General features: G+C 65.4%; 19 protein-coding genes, 1 tRNA gene and 1 pseudogene. 9 read left to right on the top strand and 12 right to left on the bottom strand.

Translation table 11 applies throughout. The features are described 5' to 3' along the window. Window positions 1–25: 25 nt before the first annotated feature. Genes HH310_RS06910 through HH310_RS06900 form a run of 3 tightly spaced genes read left to right on the top strand, consistent with a single transcriptional unit; the run spans window position 26 to window position 1,846 of the window. Window positions 26–781, top strand: coding sequence for a TIGR04255 family protein (locus HH310_RS06910; protein ID WP_169174578.1), 756 nt, complete (start codon window positions 26–28; stop codon window positions 779–781). Next, window positions 768–1,274 carry a hypothetical protein gene (locus HH310_RS06905; protein WP_169174577.1) on the top strand — a complete coding sequence of 169 codons (507 nt, stop codon included), beginning with the start codon at window positions 768–770 and terminating at the stop codon, window positions 1,272–1,274. The genes HH310_RS06910 and HH310_RS06905 overlap by 14 nt, the downstream gene beginning before the upstream one ends. A 5-nt stretch (window positions 1,275–1,279) precedes the next feature. Further along, window positions 1,280–1,846: a hypothetical protein gene (locus tag HH310_RS06900; RefSeq protein ID WP_169174576.1), complete on the top strand. Its 567-nt coding sequence runs from the start codon at window positions 1,280–1,282 to the stop codon at window positions 1,844–1,846. 667 nt (window positions 1,847–2,513) lie between these two features. Here HH310_RS06900 and HH310_RS06895 read toward each other — a convergent pair. Next, window positions 2,514–2,843, bottom strand: a complete 330-nt coding sequence (locus tag HH310_RS06895) for a hypothetical protein (RefSeq protein ID WP_169174575.1) — start codon at window positions 2,841–2,843, stop codon at window positions 2,514–2,516. Window positions 2,844–3,180: 337 nt separating this feature from the next. Further along, window positions 3,181–3,597: a hypothetical protein gene (locus HH310_RS06890; RefSeq protein WP_169174574.1), complete on the bottom strand. Its 417-nt coding sequence runs from the start codon at window positions 3,595–3,597 to the stop codon at window positions 3,181–3,183. A gap of 194 nt (window positions 3,598–3,791) precedes the next feature. On the opposite strand from HH310_RS06890, the gene HH310_RS06885 reads away from it, so the two are divergent. Beyond that, window positions 3,792–4,067 carry a type II toxin-antitoxin system Phd/YefM family antitoxin gene (locus HH310_RS06885; protein WP_169174573.1) on the top strand — a complete coding sequence of 92 codons (276 nt, stop codon included), beginning with the start codon at window positions 3,792–3,794 and terminating at the stop codon, window positions 4,065–4,067. Next, the gene (locus tag HH310_RS06880; RefSeq protein ID WP_169174572.1) at window positions 4,064–4,315 is read left to right on the top strand and encodes a Txe/YoeB family addiction module toxin; all 252 of its coding nucleotides are present in this window, start codon (window positions 4,064–4,066) and stop codon (window positions 4,313–4,315) included. Before HH310_RS06885 ends, HH310_RS06880 begins: the two co-directional genes overlap by 4 nt. 404 nt (window positions 4,316–4,719) lie before the next feature. Here HH310_RS06880 and HH310_RS45725 read toward each other — a convergent pair. From HH310_RS45725 to HH310_RS06850, 6 genes and pseudogenes are all read right to left on the bottom strand, one after another. Beyond that, window positions 4,720–4,869 (bottom strand): annotated as a pseudogene (locus tag HH310_RS45725) (type II toxin-antitoxin system HicA family toxin); the annotation flags it as partial. 71 nt (window positions 4,870–4,940) lie between these two features. Beyond that, the gene (locus HH310_RS06870) at window positions 4,941–5,099 is read right to left on the bottom strand and encodes a type II toxin-antitoxin system HicB family antitoxin (RefSeq protein ID WP_169174571.1); all 159 of its coding nucleotides are present in this window, start codon (window positions 5,097–5,099) and stop codon (window positions 4,941–4,943) included. Between the two features lie 81 nt (window positions 5,100–5,180). Next, the gene (locus HH310_RS06865) at window positions 5,181–5,966 is read right to left on the bottom strand and encodes a hypothetical protein (protein ID WP_169174570.1); all 786 of its coding nucleotides are present in this window, start codon (window positions 5,964–5,966) and stop codon (window positions 5,181–5,183) included. Between the two features lie 37 nt (window positions 5,967–6,003). Beyond that, on the bottom strand, window positions 6,004–7,068 hold the full coding sequence (locus HH310_RS06860; protein ID WP_169174569.1) for a type IV toxin-antitoxin system AbiEi family antitoxin: 1,065 nt from the start codon (window positions 7,066–7,068) through the stop codon (window positions 6,004–6,006). Between the two features lie 293 nt (window positions 7,069–7,361). Then, window positions 7,362–8,747: a stress response protein gene (locus tag HH310_RS06855; RefSeq protein ID WP_169174568.1), complete on the bottom strand. Its 1,386-nt coding sequence runs from the start codon at window positions 8,745–8,747 to the stop codon at window positions 7,362–7,364. A gap of 274 nt (window positions 8,748–9,021) precedes the next feature. Beyond that, the gene (locus HH310_RS06850; RefSeq protein ID WP_169174567.1) at window positions 9,022–9,576 is read right to left on the bottom strand and encodes a TetR/AcrR family transcriptional regulator; all 555 of its coding nucleotides are present in this window, start codon (window positions 9,574–9,576) and stop codon (window positions 9,022–9,024) included. Between the two features lie 73 nt (window positions 9,577–9,649). Here HH310_RS06850 and HH310_RS06845 point away from each other — a divergent pair, with 73 nt between their 5' ends. After that, window positions 9,650–10,321, top strand: a complete 672-nt coding sequence (locus HH310_RS06845; RefSeq protein ID WP_169174566.1) for an SDR family oxidoreductase — start codon at window positions 9,650–9,652, stop codon at window positions 10,319–10,321. A 72-nt stretch (window positions 10,322–10,393) separates the two neighbouring features. Here HH310_RS06845 and HH310_RS06840 read toward each other — a convergent pair whose 3' ends face one another. Next, entirely contained in the window at window positions 10,394–10,783 is a 390-nt protein-coding gene (locus tag HH310_RS06840; RefSeq protein ID WP_169174565.1) for a hypothetical protein, read from the bottom strand. A 156-nt stretch (window positions 10,784–10,939) separates the two neighbouring features. Here HH310_RS06840 and HH310_RS06835 point away from each other — a divergent pair, with 156 nt between their 5' ends. From HH310_RS06835 to HH310_RS06825, 3 genes are all read left to right on the top strand, one after another. Beyond that, the gene (locus HH310_RS06835) at window positions 10,940–11,332 is read left to right on the top strand and encodes a helix-turn-helix transcriptional regulator (RefSeq protein ID WP_169174564.1); all 393 of its coding nucleotides are present in this window, start codon (window positions 10,940–10,942) and stop codon (window positions 11,330–11,332) included. A 43-nt stretch (window positions 11,333–11,375) separates the two neighbouring features. Continuing rightward, on the top strand, window positions 11,376–11,918 hold the full coding sequence (locus HH310_RS06830; protein ID WP_169174563.1) for a hypothetical protein: 543 nt from the start codon (window positions 11,376–11,378) through the stop codon (window positions 11,916–11,918). Window positions 11,919–12,200: 282 nt separating this feature from the next. After that, a complete protein-coding gene (locus HH310_RS06825; protein ID WP_169174562.1) occupies window positions 12,201–15,494 on the top strand; it encodes a S8 family serine peptidase in 3,294 nt (1,097 codons plus the stop codon). Window positions 15,495–15,547: 53 nt separating this feature from the next. On the opposite strand, the gene HH310_RS06820 is transcribed toward HH310_RS06825, so the two are convergent. The 3 genes from HH310_RS06820 to HH310_RS06810 all read right to left on the bottom strand — a co-directional run bounded on the left by HH310_RS06820 (window position 15,548) and on the right by HH310_RS06810 (window position 17,156). Then, on the bottom strand, window positions 15,548–15,763 hold the full coding sequence (locus HH310_RS06820) for a hypothetical protein (protein ID WP_169174561.1): 216 nt from the start codon (window positions 15,761–15,763) through the stop codon (window positions 15,548–15,550). 690 nt (window positions 15,764–16,453) lie between these two features. Then, window positions 16,454–16,526 (bottom strand) — tRNA-Ala (locus tag HH310_RS06815). A 72-nt stretch (window positions 16,527–16,598) separates the two neighbouring features. Next, on the bottom strand, window positions 16,599–17,156 hold the full coding sequence (locus HH310_RS06810) for a YqgE/AlgH family protein (protein ID WP_169174560.1): 558 nt from the start codon (window positions 17,154–17,156) through the stop codon (window positions 16,599–16,601). Between the last annotated feature and the right edge of the window lie 112 nt (window positions 17,157–17,268).

Here is a 17,268-nt window from a genome sequence, read left to right as displayed (position 1 = left end):
TGACCACAGCCAGGGAGGCGGCCTAGTGGCCGGCCGCCGCGAGTACCTTAAGCCTCCGATCCTGGAGGCAACCTTTGCTGCGCACTTTATGGCGAGCGAACACTGGGGGTTCTCGACGCCGAGTGTGCTGTTTGACAGGTTGAAGGAAACGTACGCGGTCGAACCTAAGCAGATCAGTGGAAGCTCGTTCCAGATTGCCAATGACGAAACGGAAGCCGAAGTGGCTGCTCTTAGGGTCGTGGCACAGCAGCCTATATATGAGTTCGCATCAAAGGATTCGCGCCGATTGATTCGTGTCGGCAGGAATGATCTTACGGTGCATATGCTCGCACCTTACGAGGGCTGGGAAGGCTTTCGTTCCGACATAAAACGTGCTCTGTCTGCATACATCGACGTAGCCGCTCCCGCTGAGGTTGAACGGATAGGCATCAGGTACGTCAATACAATTGACCTTCCCCCCGATCCGGTTGAACTCAATGACTATTTCAACATCTCTGTTGATGTTCCGGAGAGCCTTGGCTTTAGGGTAGTAAACTTCTTCGATCGGAGTGAATCAATCATTCCCGAGAACAACATCAAGCTCATTCAGACCTTCGCTAGTAAGCCCGGATCTACGCCTGCGGTCTTGCTGGATTTGGATGTCATCAAGGAGCCGGCTGATATCCCCGCTACGGCGGGTGAGATCCTAACCAGGCTTGATGAGTTGCGTGACCTTGAGCGCATGGCCTTCGAAGCCGCTATTACGGATCACTTGCGGGAGGTGTTTGATGCCAATCGTTGAGAAGAACGTTTCCTTCAAGCCATCGGATCGTCCATTTACCCGCTCGACCCCGCTAGTAGGTGAGATCTACGACCGGCATACCGCGCGCCGTCAACGCCAAACTCCGAGCCCGCAGGCTGAACGAGAAGAAGAGCATGAGACGACCGGCCCGGCCGGCGCAATCGACGCGATGGCAGATCTCCTTCTTGAACAGTCGGCTCTTACATCGCGCGGGTGGGGCGGCGCATTGGCCTTGATGCGCAGTCATCTGGGTACCGTAAGTTTCCGGCATCGCGATATAGTGCCACTGTCTGCATTACTCCATGAAGATTTGTGGGCGTCGACGCAAAAGTCACTGAGCGCGCTATTAGAATTTGCCTGGCGTGACTTCGATTCGGGACCTTCCCTCTTGATTGGCGAGGTCAGTGGAGCTGACTATCGGACTGTGGTGACCGCTTCAGGCGGTGGGTTCATGAGCGAAGGAATCGACTTCGATATAATCGACGAAGACTGATACTTATGTGGCTTGAAGTCGCGCCCGAAAAGACCGCCACCCTTCGGCAGGGCGACCTTTTGGCTGGCCTGTGTTTGCCGAAGCTTTCATGGCCGCTTCATTATGCTCGTGGCCCCGAGGAGCCGCCCGCCGCCGATCAGCCGGTCGTTCTCCAATCGATTAAACAGTCTTACTATATCGTGGTTTCACAGTGCTGCACGATTGAGCAACGCGGCGTTCTGTCTCTGGCTCGTGTTTCGCGGATTTCGGCGAGGTCTGACGAAGAGCGGCAGGCCTTGGCGCTGGAAGTTCCTAGTAAGGTCGAGGGCGGTCCAAAGTACTCCTTCAATAGTCACCCTCTCGCTGCGCTGCCTGGACATCTCGAAGAAAATGAGTACTCAGTGCATGCGGCTGATTTTACGACGATCCAAACTTATGCTTCTCGGGTCACTGAACTTCAGGATAAGCGCGTCGCTGGCATGACCCCGTCCGGGCGACGCCTTCTTCGCATCAGGTTGCAGTTCTTCTGGGGTCGAGTCGAGGCGGAGGACCTGGCTTGGTTTGAGTCCCAAGGCCTGCCCCCTGGCTTGTAGTGCGGCCCGCTGGCAGAGCAAAGTAGCGATGAAATAGCGCACCGACTAGGTCTCGTGCTGGAGGCTGCGGTCGGCCACGCCATGCTGCGCGTGCGGTTGCCCAGCCCGGCCGTTCAGTCCCGGCGCGACCGCGCACCCGGGTGTGCGCTCATTTTGGTTGAAGGTGCGATTCCTGCACCGTGGCGGCGGCTGCCTGAGCCGGCTCTGGACGCGGTACCCGCGCCCGTCGGCCGACCCGGACTTGCTGGAACGCACGCTCCGCGAGTGGCTGCCGGACGCCGAGGCCCCGAAGCCTCGGGGTGCGGGCCTCGGGACCCGTCAGTGCTCGGGCAGTTTGGCGAGGGCATCGCGGAGCTGGTGTATCTGGTCGGCGGGGTTCAAGTAAGCCGACAGCAGCTCCACGAGAGGCGGAGGCCCCTGTCCGCGGAAAGCGCGGACTGGGGCCTCCCTCTATATCTGCTCCGGGGGCCGAGCCCCCGGAGACCCCACGGTGCGGTGGTCACCCATCGCGAGGCGGAAGCGGCCGTCTTGAGGGCTTCGCGGAGTCGCCGCATCCGGTCGGCGCGCTTCATGGAAGCGGACAGCAGGTCCACGGCAAGATCATCGGTCGCCACCGCCAAGAGGGTCTTGCATAGCTGGTCTGGTACTCGCGTGCGGCCGCCACGCGTCAGCTGGGCTCAATCTCGCTCGGTCTGCTACGCGCCTGGGTCATCGCCGCGAACGCGATCTTTTCCAAGCGGCGTCGGATAGCGCTCGGTTGCCGCTGAAACTCCACAGCAAGTTCCTCGATCGTGCGACCGGCGAGATATCCCGCAGCGAGCTCGGCGTCAGCGCGGCCCGTCCAGCGGTCGTACGCCTTGGGGTGACGTTCGCGGATCTCATCGATGCCCGATGGCTCGCCGACCACATCGTTGCTGCCGTCCACAGAACCGTGCCTAGCGTCCCACACCCAGACAGGCTCGGCCTCGGGCTCTTTGTCCCAGTCTGGCTCATCCATACTCGTCAACTTACTCGATGTGGCAGTATCGACCGGTCGCCCCCGCGCATCAGACGAAGCACCCCTAGCCTCCGGCCTGCGTCCCTGATGATTTGGGCCGCAGCGAGCGCTCGGTGAAGAGGCTTGCCGTCGCGCGCCGGAGGCAAGTCAGATCCGGCGATGCCCGTTTACGGCTGGTCGATGGGTGTTGACCTGCCGAGGAATGGGCTGTCGGCAAGTGCGGTGTGCAGGGGCCGTACATGAACCACTGGGTTCAAGTAAGCCGACAGCACCTCCACTGCAAGAACGCGGATGTGGCGCTGACCAGAAGGTTGGCGCCACATCCGTTTGAGCGGGGTCAGGGCCGGTGTCGACGGTGTCGGTCGATCACCTGTCCGTCGGGACCGTTGAAGAAGCGCCAGCCGTTCGTTTCTGGGCGCTGCCGGGCGGGATTGAGTGCGCGCACGATTTCTACCGCCGCGTTACTCGGGGATCGGTAGGATCTGATCAATTCCGCCTTGGGTGCTGCTGTGATGCGGAGTCGTTCGGTTGCCAGGTTCAGGAAACCTGACACCTCGTGACCGCGGTAGCTCGCGACGACGGTGATTTCGTCCGCGTCCACTTCGGAGGTTTTCTCGGTGTCCTTGGCGTGTTTCGGTGGCTCGCTGGCCTTCGCGATTAGTCGGTCGACGGCCACGGCCAAGCTGATCCCGGCGATGTTCGCGGCGAACGAGATCTTCTCGTAAGCCTCGTCGCTGACCTCAATGTCCTTCAAGCTGCCTCCTCGTGTCGGCGCTTCGCTCGCGCTGGTCTTGCCTGCTGTGGGTGGCGAGCCGCGGTGAGGGAAACTAACTATAGCAAGGGAAAGCTAACTATGCCAAGTCCTGGAGTCGGGAGTTTGTTGGCATGCGGAGCAGCGAAGGGGGTAACCTGGTACCGGGTGTTGGTACAACCGAAGGAGGTGCGGCTGTGGCGCTGTCTGCAAGTGAGGCGCGGAAGCGGCTTTTCCCGTTGATCGAGCAGGTCAACGACGATGAAGAGGCGGTGGAGATCGTTTCGAAGTCAGGCACTGCCTTCCTTGTGCCTGAGCATTTGTGGCGGTCGTTGGTGGAAACGCGGTACCTGCTCAGGTCGCCGGCGAACGCGCGGCGGCTCCTGGACAGCGTGGCCAGAGTCGAGGCCGGTGAGTTCGAGCGGCACGATCTGATCTCTGATGCGGAGGAGACGGAGCGTCAAGCCTCGTGAATGTCGCATTCGACAAGACCGGCTGGGAGGACTACACGTCCTGGGTGGGTGAGCCCAAGACGCTTCGCCGGATCAATCGGATGATCGAGGAAGCGTTGCGTGACCCAGGGCAGGGAATTGGGAAACCGGAGCGACTGACCGAGAATCTCAGCGGCTACTGGTCGCGGCGGATCACCGACGAGCATCGGCTCGTCTACACCGTTCGCGGCGAGAACCTGATCGTCGTGCAGGCGCGCTATCACTACTGAGCAAGGTTCAGGTCGCACGTCGTGGTCGGCGGACATGCTGAGGAGTCTGGATTGCCGGACTGCGGATCGGCCAAGTCGGCGCGGAGCGACACGACGCCCTCCATCGAGTTCAATCAAGTAAGCGGACAGCACCTCCACGGCTGGCGGCCCCCTGTTCGCGGAAAGCGCGAACCGGGGGCCGCTCCGGTATGTCTGCTCCGGGGGCCGAGCCCCCGGAAACCCACGGTGCGGTGGTCGCCCACGGTGGTCGCCCATCGGGCGGGGATGATTGACTGGCCAGTAGGTCGAGGAGACGCCTGGGGGTCTCGCGAGTAACGGCGAGCCGCCGATGTTTCGTCGTCATCGAGCTGGCGGGCGAGCGTGCCTGCCCAGAGGCTGAGCCTCCGGAGCGCTGTGCAGCGGTCCTACCGAAGCAGTTGCTTGAACTCGGCCGGGGTCAGGCCAGCCTGCCGGAGGATTGAGGCGAGTGTTCCGCGCTTGATCGTTGAATGCTGAGGGATCACGACGACGCGGCCGTTCGGATGTTGGTAGACGGCGTGGCTGCCCTTAATGCGGGCGTGAACGAATCACGCCCTACTCGGGGCTTTCACCACCTTGCGGAGTGGCAGATCGGCCAGAGCAGGACTCATGCTGCGATCTGAAATGCGGTCACGAACGGCGTTGCCTCGATCTCGGGCTGGGAAACCTGCTCCAAGTACAGCTCCACGGCTTCGCGGAGGTTCGCCAGCGCCGCGTCCAGTGACTCTCCCTGGTTGGCCACGTCCAGTTCGAGGCATCGCGCCACGAACCAGTCATCTTCCTGGTGTGTTCAGTATTGGCTCTGGTTCGGTGTTACTGAACAGAAGGTGAAACTGAACATGGACGGTTAGCCTTCTGCGTCGCTGCTCAGGCCACGCCGTAGCCCCTGCATAAACTGGCGGCGGCGCTCTGGAGAGCGAGGCCAACCGGGGACGTTTGATACGGCCATTTCGGCAAACAGCGAGTCCTCTCGCGATCCCGGCCAGCGCGCTACTAGTTCGGATAGGCGAGTGCTGCCGATGATTGCGGCGATGTCCTGTCCGAGAACTCTTGCAGCGGCGACCGGGTAGTCCGATTCCTCCTGCGCGAGGATGTCTTGGCCGTCTTCCGTGTCATACAGAAAGGCGTCGACGTCGGGCAGCTCGGAATACCAATACAGCACCGTGGCGATGTCAGCAGCGTCCTTGTACTGGCCGTACGCGCTGCGGTCGAGCCACGCGGCGAGTTTGAGGGTGGCATAGCCGGCAATCGTTGGTACGCGGATGGTTCCGGCGCTGGGCAGGGGGAGAGGGCGGGAGGCGCGGAAGACCTCGGTGAAGCCCCATACGCTGATCTGGTCGCGGCGAGCCGGCGGAGTCACTGTGCCAGCCGGGTTTTCCACCTTGCCGAATGGCATGAGATCGGTCGGTACGTTTGCGACTCTGTACCGGATGCCGGTATCCCCAGCCGGTTCTAGTCTCTGCGCTAACTCGTTGTACGTGCCCCAGCCCGCGAGAGCCAAGCCGAAGTCGATGTCCTCCGTGGTGCGTTCGCCGGAACGCTGGCCCAATGCACTCCGTAGGATGTCGCGGCAATGTGCGCCGACGATCATCACATCCTCGGCGCGTAGGGCCGGTGACTGCGCCAAGAGCACGGAGACCACCAAATCCGGGAGCTGCAGTAGCGCTGGATCACACCTTGTCAGGTCGAGCAAAACGGACCCTCCAGTCCCTGGCCACTTCACCGAGTCGGGCGTCCCTCGTAGCCATCAGGTCGGCGTAGACGAGCGGCCACGGGGCATTGCGCCCCTCCGCTGCCGCTGCTTCGTCGTCGGCGTGCGGCGAAGTCCAGAATTTTCGCCGGACGAAGATGTTCGCGGGGCGGCCGGGGTCCGCATCCCATCGATTCCGGACTGGAAGCTTCGGCTCCAGGTAGTCGAGATAAACGGTCAAGGTCGCTGGACGCACGATTCCACTGCCTTTGGCGGACTCGCTACTGAGGTAGTACGGCTGTGCGGGCGGTAGGCCGCTGACCGGACGGGTGGGGTCTCCGTAATAGGTGGCGATCTCGAGTTTCTCGCTTAGCCCACGCGGATAAGCCGCGGTCCAGAGATCAAGGAGCCTGTCGATCTGGTGCAATCGCTTGGAGCCTGCGACGAGGAATCCGGCGTCTTGGAGCTGGGTGAGCGCGTCGTGCGCCTGTCCGGTGGAAACTCCGGCGGCAGTGGCGACCTCGCGGACCTTCGCGGTCGAGAGCTCGGGCCAGGCGAGGAGCGACATGATGACCTGTGAGCGCCTAGAGCTGAAGATGTTCGCTGGCCGGTGCTGCCGCACGGTGTGCGTTTCGTTGCTGAGCCGCAATGATGTCTCGGCCCGGCCTTGCACCTCGACGAGAACATCGCCGAAGGAGATGAACGCGTTTCCCAGCGCGTCCACGAACTGAATACCTGCGTCTCGAAAGGCTGCTGCACTCCGGCGGCTGATGTGATTGCCAAGGATCAACGCATGAGGCGTTCTCCGCGCCGGACCACGGGCTCCGTGTGTCAGGGAGGTGAGGGTCATTGGCTCCTTCATCATCGCTACGTAGCGTTGTCGGTTTCCCGCGCGTGACAACGTGACGACCGCGTCAAAACCCGCATCAGGTGCCTGAGGCTCGACCTCGAGATCGATGCCGAGCTCTCGCAGCCGCTCCCGTACGGAGTCCAGGAGGCGACGGGCGACGTTGTCCGTCGCCTCGTCGTCGTTCGGTTCCGCCATCTGTTCAGTCTAACTGAACGGCATCGAAAACTGAACGAGATCGGTGGTCGCGCGCCGTCGGCTCAAGCAGTCGTCGATCCAGCTGTCGCATCGGGCCCGGGGGCCGTATCGAGTGGTCGACTTGTCAAAATTCCTGGTCAAGGCGAAGCTTGCCGAGTGCTGTGCGGACCTTGCGCACTTCCTCGACGGGGTTCAAGCAAGCCGGTAGCACCTCCAAGGCGTGGCGGCCCCTCGTCCGGGGAAAGCGCGACCCCGGGGCCGATGACCAGCGCGCGTCGCCGGGCCGACGGCCCTCAGCCTTGCGTCGCCGGCGTGGGTGTGGGGTTGGTGGGCGCGTCTGGTTGGGGTCCATCTTGGGAGGAGATGGCGGTTGAGATCAACGCTGAGGCGACCGGCTCTGCCTCGATCACTTCCTCGGGGGTACGCAGTTTCGGGGGTGCCGGCATCCAAGGCTTGAGGTTTTGGATGACCTGTTCGTAGAAGACATCGATCGCGTTCAGAACCGAATCGATGAAGCAACCACGGCCGGTGCCGCGTTTGGTCCCGGCCGGAGAGCCGGCAGCGATCCGAAACGATCGGATCTCCTTGTTTGTGTCGCCCACCAGGACCGCGGGGTTCTCGCGTACCACCTTCAAGAGGTCCGCGTTGCCGGGTCCGCGGGAGTATGAGGCGAACGACTCCAGCCGAATAGTCTCAGGCGCGTTCTTGAGCTGACGGACCAGCCAATTCACGCGTGTGGTGGGCTTCCCCTCTTTTGGCGCGTCCACATCGATGTAGCACGTGATCTGTGCGGCGCGCAGGTCGGCGGTGAGCGACAGGATGCCGACCGCACCCGGAATCCGTAGGGCAGCCGTCATCGCGCCGGTCGCCGCAAGTTGATTCACAAGCGCCTGTGTCCGGATGGCAGGCTCCGTCAGTTCTCGTCGGCTGAGCGCTGGAACGATCTCGGTGCCGAGTTGCCGACCGAGTTTGAGACCTGCGAACCGCACCAGGGCGTCAAACCGCCCGGCAACCTCCGCAGCCTTCGGGTCAGCGGCTCGCAGGGTTCCCGCAGACACCGCTTCCCGCAGCGGGACCCAACTCGAACCCATGTCGCTGAACTCCAACGCGCCTGATCGGGGATGCTCCAGGTACCGGATCAGCTCACCCAGGATCCAGGCCTGGTCGGGGTCGGCGACGCCACGGTATTCCTTTTGCATCACCGCGGCGGTCAGAACCTCCGACCAGGGCAAATGATGGAGGGCAACCCTTCTGAGCTTTCGCTTGTCGACCGCGGTGGGATGTTGGCCCGGGATCGGCGGAATCTCGTTCGAGATCGTGATCAATGCGTCGAACCCCTGCTCACGCGCAATGTCTAGATAGCGTTCCAGCTGATCCACCTGCAATTCATTGCCGCCGGTCTTGACCTCGACCAGCGCCGTCCACTGGCGCTGTCCTCGAGACACCCGAATGAGCCCGTCGGGGAAGAACTTGCCGTCGCCGAGTTTGAAGGGCACCTCGATGAAGGTCTGCACGGGTCCGGCAGGAGCGCCGAAGGGTTGGGTCAATGCCCGACCGAATTCCCGCACCGAGCTCATGACGGCAAGCAACGCTGATGTCGCTCGACGCTCCTGCTCGTCGGCACCGTTAATCCCCGAAGTCGGGATCAGCCGGGCGGTGAGCCAGGTTTCTTCACTCATCGGTCACCCTTTCGTAACGCAGCATCGTGCGGAGGCTACGCCGAAAGGTCGGCGGCGAGCGTACCGAACCGACTGTCTACTTAGGTAAGACGAGTCATCCGTCCGGCTGGCCGAGAGGCACGAGGAAGGTGCTAATAGGCAGCGGCGTTACGCCGTCAGGACTTCGAGGTCGTACCTGGCGATCTCGGGATCGCGGGTCACCAGCGTCAAGTGTTCTGCGTTCGCCTGGGCTATCAGCATTCGGTATCCGAGATGCGGTCATGGCTCGCTCAGCTCAGCCATGCACTCGCGGAGCCTCGTCATTGAAGGAGGCCCGTGCCTCCCTAAGAATCCGATCACTGAGCTCGGTACCGGCCGTAGCCCGGGCAAGGATCATCGCCCCCACAATCGTCGCCACCGCGGTCGTATCCCCGAGCTTCTCAACATAGAGCTCAATCCCTTTGGCGAACTCAGCCCGGAGATCCGCGTCCGCCCCGGGTGTGGCGATGTCCCCGGCAAACCCGGCAAGTGGGCAGCCATCGCCCAGCGACTCACGGTGCACCTCCGACAGATAGTTGTCGAGAAACCGCGCGAGTCCCTCGGCATCCGCCGGATCCCTGATCGCGTCCAGTCGCTCCTGGTGCTCGTCCAAAGCCTGGTTCAGCGCCTCCTGGACCAGGGCGTCCTTCGACGCGAACTGTCGGTAGAACCCGCCGTGGGTGAGGCCGGCCTCGGTCATCACGTCGACCACGCTCACCTTCGCCACGCTGTCCTCGCGGAACAGGCGTGCGGCGGTCTCGACGACGCGCTTCCGGTTGACCTCTGCTTGCGCTTGCTGTGCCCGGTTCATGCAGCAAGCGTAGAGATGATGGGTGTCATTTCTTACATTGTCAGCATGAGATGATGACCATAATCTCTAGGGCGTGGATCTCACTAACGCCATCGCCGTGGTGACCGGCGCGAATCGCGGCCTGGGCCGCCAGCTCACCATCCAACTGCTCGAACGCGGCGCCAACGTGTACGCGGGCGCCCGCCGGCCGGAGTCGGTCGACATCCCGGGCGCCGTCCCGTTACTGATCGACCTGAACGACCCGGCCACCCTCGAGGCCGCCGCGCGCATCGCAGGCGACGCCACGCTCCTGATCAACAACGCGGGGGTGGCGACCCAGCAGCCGCTGATCGGCGGTGATCTGGACTCGCTGCGGCTGGAGATGGAGACCAACTACTTCGGCACGCTCGCCGTGTCACGCGCCTTCGTGCCCGTCCTCAAGGCCAACGGCGGCGGGACGATTCTGAACATCAACTCCGCGATCGCGTGGGTGCACTTCGCCTCCGACGGCGGGTACGCCGCGTCCAAGGCGGCCGGCTGGGCGCTGACCAACGCGATGCGGGAAGAGCTGGCCCCGGACGGTATCGACGTCACGGCCCTGCACGTCGCGTTCATCGACACCGACTTCTCGGCGCACATCCCGGCCGAGCAGAAGATCTCGCCGGTAATCATCGCCCAGCGCGCGCTCGACGGCCTCGCCGCGGGACAGCAGGAGATTCTCGCCGACGACCTCACCCGCCAGATCAAGGCCGGTCTTTCCGCCTGAGGCGCTCGCCGACCCTTTGCCCCAAATGGTCCCTCGGGCAAAGGGCCGGCGAGGCGCAGGGCGGACCATGGACTATCGAGCTTGGATGCTCCGAATCGTCCGGGCATTGGAGCCGGTCGGCCCGAATCGCCTCGCTCCACTGTTGCTCAACTGCCGCCGTTCCGCGGCTCTAGCATCCGGCATTTCCCGGACGACAGCATCCGGCATTTCCCGGACGACGCGCGCGGCGATTTCCGTAGCCGGCGGCTCGGCGGGTGCGCTCACCGCCTTGAACGCACCCGCCGCCGACGGTGCGGCCGCCGCCACGGCCGCACCGGGCATTGCCGGCTCAGGTTCGGGTAGACGGGGTGCGGGCTCGTTCCCGGCACGATTGGAGCGGCCATACCTCAGGCCGGCAACCGCGCACACGACGACGCCCACCGCGACGATGCTCAGGACCACCGTGCCGATCACGCCGTCCACGACCCCTCACCCCGTCATGCCCCCCGGAGCAGAGGCATTGGCTATCGAGACAACGAAGATATCAGCGCCTGCCTCTGTAGCCAATCGTCGGAATCGCTGTTTCCCCCGCCCGAAACGGGGAACTGGCACAGTCGGCATCGGACCTATGCTGACCGGGTGGCATCCACCGGCTTCGGCGCGTACCTGAAAGAGGCCATCCTGGCTGCCCGATTCCCGACACCGACGCATTTTGCCCGCGCCGTCGGCACCGACCCGTCGGTGGTGTTGCGCTGGCTCAGCGAGGAGCAGCGCCCCACGATCAGGTCGATCGAACGCATCGCCCCGCTGCTCGGAAAGTCCATGAACGAGCTGGTCAGAGCCGCGTACCCGGACCGTCTCCGCGGCCCCGAGCCGACCTCGCCGGCCATGCATCCGCTGGCCCACGAGCTGGCCCGCCTGCTGGCCGACGACTCACCGATCCCGCAGGCCGACCGCGAGGCGCTCGAAACGGTTCTAGATCGAATGCTCGACCCGTACCGAAAGTTATCCCGCCGCCGCAGATCCGGGTGACAGATTTGTCGCGCTAAGCGCATCGTATCCGTACTCTCGGACCATGACCGACAGGTCTCTCCCGCACGTTCGATCCACCAACGGCGGATTGCACGTCCAAATCTCGAAGCTGCTGATCGCCGCCGTCATCGTCGCCACGGCGGCCACCGGCGCGCTCATAGTCGCCATTCTGTTCGAGATGCCCGAGCGCGGCCACCCACCACCCGGCCCCAACGGAATGCCACCACCCCCGCCGGACCTGCAACCCCTCGTGGTGTTCTCCATTGTCACCGGCCTATTCGTCTTGTCCTGGTTGGCCGTCCTGGTTGTCTTCTCGCGCGACCAGATCTTGCTGCAGCTACGGCAACAGCAGCAACCCGGCGTAAGCACCGACGAGCTGACCACCAAACTGTCCGAATTACGCGCCGAACTAGCCGCCGAACGCGAACAGGAACTCCGCAACCTCAGCGAGAGCCTCACCGAAATGACCATCGAATACGGCGAACGCCGCGAAACAGACGGCTACCTCAACGGCATGCGCACCGCGACATTGCCCGATCAGCCCGAGAATGTGCGCTCCCTGCGCCGGTCGCCCCCACAGAAATAACCGAAACCCCCGATAAGGTACGGGATTCGCACCACTCCCGTTGGAGCAGGCCACGCCGGGACTGCCCGCACGCTCATCGCGCCGCCGCCGGGCGGACCTGCCCGCGTTCCGCTCACCCACGTGTCGGATGCGATTCAGTCGCAACGACACGTTAGGTGACGGATTCGTCCGGAGCGACACCGATTTCGAGCGAAAGGTTGCTCGGCAGTTCTGTCGGCTTTGACACCGTGCCCGGCGGACTCGGCGGCGCACATCCACGACGTCACATGCGTCTATCCGTACATGCGCTTGCGAAGACTTTCCGCTGCTCTGCTGGCGGTGGCGACGGCCGGCGGGCTCGCTGCCGCCGTCCCGTCCGCGGCCTCCGCCGCACGCCTCACCGCCGAACCCCCGGGCACGACGCCGGACCAGCCGATCCGGATCACGTTGATCACCGGTGACCGGGTGACCGTCTCGGGTCGCGGCATCGCCTTCGAGCATGGACCCGGCCGCGCCGGCGTGCGGACCCTGAGCTACACGGCGGACGGCCACCAGTACGTCATTCCCACCGACGCGTTGCCCCTGATCCGGCAGAAGCGCCTCGATCAACGGTTCTTCGATGTCACCACGCTCCGCGGCTTCGGCTACACCGGCGACGCCGACCTGCCGCTGCTGGTCTCCTACCCGAAGACCGGCAAGGGCAAAGGGCCGTCCTCCGTACGGGCCGCGGCGGGCGCGACGACACGACTGGGCCGGGATCTCCCCGGCGTCGGCATGCAGTCGATGCGCACGCCGGCCACCGGGCGATCGACCCTCTGGACCGCTCTGACCACCGGCCCGGCGACCGCGCGCACACTGCGTCCGGGCATCGACCGGATCTACCTGGATGGAAAGCTCAAGCTCAGCGACGACATCAGCGCGTCCCAGATCGGCGCGCCGACGGCCTGGCAGCAGGGCCTGGACGGCACCGGCGTCACGGTGGCCGTGCTCGACAGCGGCATCGACGCCACCCACCCGGACTTCGCCGGCAAGATCGTCGCGAGTCAGAACTTCACCACCGAGCCCAGCACCGACGATCTCTACGGCCACGGCACTCATGTCGCCTCGATCATCGCGGGCAGCGGGGCCGAGTCGGGCGGCAAGTACAAGGGCGTGGCGCCCGGCGCGAAGCTCGCCATCGGCAAGGTGTGTGAGGCAGCCGGCTTCTGCGACGAGTCCGCGGTGCTGGCCGGCATGCAGTGGGCCGCGCAAACCGCTCCGGTGGTCAACATGAGCCTCGGCGGCTACGACGCGCCGGACATGGACCCGACGGAGCAGGCGGTCGAGGATCTCACCGCCGAGTACGGAACACTCTTCGTGATCGCGGCCGGCAACCGCGGCGGGCCGGGCCGTGGCACCATCGACTCGCCGGCCAGCGCACCCTCCGCGTTGGCCGTCGGTTCGGTCGACTACGCCGACCGGCTGTACTACTCGTCCGCCAAGGGGCCGAACCAGGGCGACGGCGCCATCAAACCGGACATCACCGCGCCGGGCGTGAACATCACGGCGGCGCGCGCCGCGAACGGTCACATCGGCGATCCGGCACCGGCGGGCTACGCCAACATGACCGGCACGTCGATGGCCACACCGCACGTGGCCGCCGCCGCCGCGATCATCACCGAGTTGCACCCCCGCTGGACTCCCCAGCAGCGTAAGACCCTGCTGATGGGTGCCGCCGATCCGATCGCGGGCACGGACGTGTTCGGCCAGGGCGCCGGACGACTCAACGTGGCGCGGGCCATCGGCCAGAACGTGTCGGTGGACGAGGGCAGCGTCACCTTCGGCGAGCAGCAATGGCCGCACGACGACGACGTCCCGGTCACGAAGACCCTCACCTACCGCAACGCCGGCAGCCAGCCGGTCAGCCTTACGCTCTCGGTCGAGGGCGACACCGGGACGTTTTCGACGGCGACGAACAGCCTGACCGTGCCCGCGGGCGGGACCGCGACGACCGCGGTCACCGCCGACACCAGCGGAGCGGGCACGGACGGCTTCAAGAGTGCCCGGATCGTCGCGAGCACCGCCGATGGCGTACGGGTGGAGACGCCGGTCGTGATCGACCGCCATGAGCAGGAGTTCACGGTCAAGCTCCGCCACCTCGGCCGGGACGGCCAGCCCAACCTCAACTACTGGACCGGGTTCGTCCCGCTCAGCGGGCAGGGAACCGGTGCCGAGGCGTATTGGGGTCTCGAGGAGGAATCGGTCCAGCTGCCCAAGGGCACCTATGGCGTGTACAGCCTGATCTACGGGGCGAACGACACGACCATGCTGGTGCAGCCCTCGGTGGTGGTCGGCGCGGACACGACCATGACGCTGGACGCGCGCGCGGGCCGGCCGGTGACGATCACGCCGCCACGTCCCGACGCCCGGCAGGCCGGGCTGAAAGCCACCGCGTACTGGACCGTAGGCGCCTACATGATCGCCGATTCCGTGACGCCGGGTGACATCTACACCGCGCAGATCGGGCCGAAGACCACAAGTGACGGATTCATCGGCTCTATCAACAGTGTGTTCGCCCGCGGCGACAACGGCGATTTCCGCGACAGCTCGTACACATACGACACCATCTACTCGCGCAAGGGCAGCTTCTTCACCGGCTTCGACAAGCGGATCACCACCTCGGAACTGGGCAAGGTGAACGCGCGTTACGCCGCGGGTCCCGCGGGCACGGTCGGCGTCCAAAGCAACTGGCCGGTCCTGGACGGCAACTATCTGGCCACCGTCCCAGTGCCGGTCACCCTGCCGTCCAACCGTACCGAGTACTTCAACAGCCAGGAGAGGTTCAGCTGGCAGAGCGACCTCGATGTACAGACGCAGACCGACGACCCGGATTCGTTCCCCGAGACGCTCACCCACTCGTCGGGACCGACCCGGCAGTACACCCCAGGTGCGGTGAACCAGCAGGATTGGAACACCGCGGTGTACGCGCCCTCGGTGGCCAGTGAGGTCTACGACGACCCACCGGTCGTGCGGAAGGACAACGAGATCTCGGCCAGTATCCCGCTGTTCAGCGACGGCGCTGGTAATCCCGGGCAGACGTTGACGCTGGATGGCGCACGGGTGGCGCTGTACTCCGGAGACACCCTGGTCGGCGAGGCGGCCAGCGACCACGGCACGTTCAAGGTGCCTGCGGCCCGGGCCGGCTACCGGCTCCAGATGTCCGCCCGGCGGTCCGCGCCATTCCGTCTCAGCACCTCGGTCAGCGGTGAGTGGACCTTCGCGTCGTCCGACGGCGACGCCGGCCTGCCACTGTCCACCGTGCGGTTCAGCCCGCGCCTCGACGCCGGCAACAACGCCCCGGCAGGCCCCTTCGCCATCCCCGCCACGGTCGAACGATCGCCCGGCTCGGATGCCGCCGCGAACCGCAGGCTGACCGCCGACTTCTCGACCGACGACGGCAAGACGTGGCGGCCGGCCACCGTCACCGGCAGCGGTGACCAACGCACCGTGAAAGCCACGAATCCGGCGAGCGGCTTCGTGTCACTGCGAGTCACGGCCACCGACGCCGCCGGCAACACCGCCGCGGTGACGGTGATCCGGGCGTACGGGATCAGGTGAGATCTGGGGTGGGTGCGGCGGAAGCGTCGCACCCACCCCGAGCGCAGAACGGGTCATGGGTCACGGCGGCGTAAGCCGGCTCGGCTTGTTACCACGCGGTAGCCGTCGTCGAACTCGACCAGGGCGCTGTTCATGCCGCCGCGCACCAGGACGCGGCAGAACCGCGAGTGACGATCCACGCCGTCCCCGAACCACGGCACCTTCCGCGACGGCGGCCCCACGGTGCGCCACCGCCAGACCCATCTGTACGGGAAATCCTCGGCGGCCACGACCCATCGTCCCTCAGCGGCCGGGAACGCGTGGGCGCAGGCAGTTTGGGTGATCAGCCGAGTCGATGACGGGTGCGGCGGCGCACGACCTCGTGCGGGCAGGCCATCGGCCTGCCGCTTGGCGCCCGATTGCTCGCCGGCCCGATTTGGGTCGATGGGTGCTGGGGCCCGGGCCAGCAGCGAGGGCCCCAGCGCGGGCGCGGCGAGAAAGCCAGCAGCAGAGTTCGCCCGTTTGCACGGCGGTCGGCACGGGCGCCGGGTTGCGCGGCGCAAGCCATCCCGGAGCGGTTCGCTTCGCCGTGCGGGCAACGGGTAAACGTCGGCGGCGGGTTGCGGGCGGCGCAGCCGTCCGGGGGTGTTGCGGCGTGTGTTCGGCCGGGGTAGGGCGCCTGGTTGCGGGCGGCGCAGCCGTCCGGGGGTGTTGCAGCGTGTGTTCGGCCGGGGTAGGGCGCCTGGTTGCGGGCGGCGCAGCCGTCCGGGGGTGTTGCAGCGTGTGTTCGGCCGGGGTAGGGCGCCTGGTTGCGGGCGGCGCAGCCGTCCGGAGGGTGTTGCCGATTGTCTACGGCCGTAGGAATACGGCAGCGGGGGTGCGGGTGGCGAAGCCCCCGCTCGCGCGACGAAGTCGCGCAAAAGGAACGAGGCTGGCAGGTCCGCGTTAAGTCCCGCGGACACTATCCAGCCCCAGTCTCGTGGAGCTGAGGGGACTCGAACCCCTGACCCCCACACTGCCAGTGTGGTGCGCTACCAGCTGCGCCACAGCCCCTTGCCATCCCCGAGCGCGCTCGGGCACGGAGGAAATATTACACACCTCGCGGGCGCGGCTGCCGGGACCCCCTCAGTTGAGGGCCGGATCGGGTGGGAAGTGGGCGACAGCTGCGAGAATGTCGCCCTGTCTCCGGAGCACCATGGCCCACAGGTCGTCGGGGCGGTTGATGAAGGGGTCGCCGGGGAGGGCGTCCAGCAGGAACCACGAGCCGGAGGCGATTTCCTCCTCCAGCTGGCCGGCCGACCACCCTGAGTAACCGGCGAAGACGCGGATGCCGGCCACGCTGTCGCGGAGGCGGTCGGGGTCGGCGGAGAGGTCGACTGTTCCTAAGGCTCCGGAGACCTGGTGGAAACCGGTCACTCTGGTTTTGACGTCGGGGCGGGTGCGGGCTAGGCAGATCGCCGACTCGGGCTGGACCGGGCCGCCCTCGAACAGGACCGCGGGGTCGCCGGCGAGCTCGCCCCAGGGGCCGAGGACGTCGGACACGGGCACCTCGGTCGCGCGGTTCAGGACCACGCCCAGCGCGCCGCCGCTCTCGTGTGCCACGAGCAGGACGACCGTGCGGTCGAAATTCGGATCTTTGAGGGTCGGGGTCGCCACCAGCAGCCTGCCGGTCATCGACTCCATCGACCGGCCTCCGATCCGCTGACCCTCGCTATACACGTGACACCGCCGCCGCTACCCGTCGGCGGCTCCTCCGGTCTCCCACCAACGCCATGCTCAGCACATTAGCCCGAGA

The sequence above is a fragment of the Actinoplanes sp. TBRC 11911 genome (assembly GCF_012933445.1).
In the GTDB taxonomy this organism is placed as follows: domain Bacteria; phylum Actinomycetota; class Actinomycetes; order Mycobacteriales; family Micromonosporaceae; genus Actinoplanes.
This window is presented reverse-complemented; position numbering and strand designations above follow the sequence as displayed.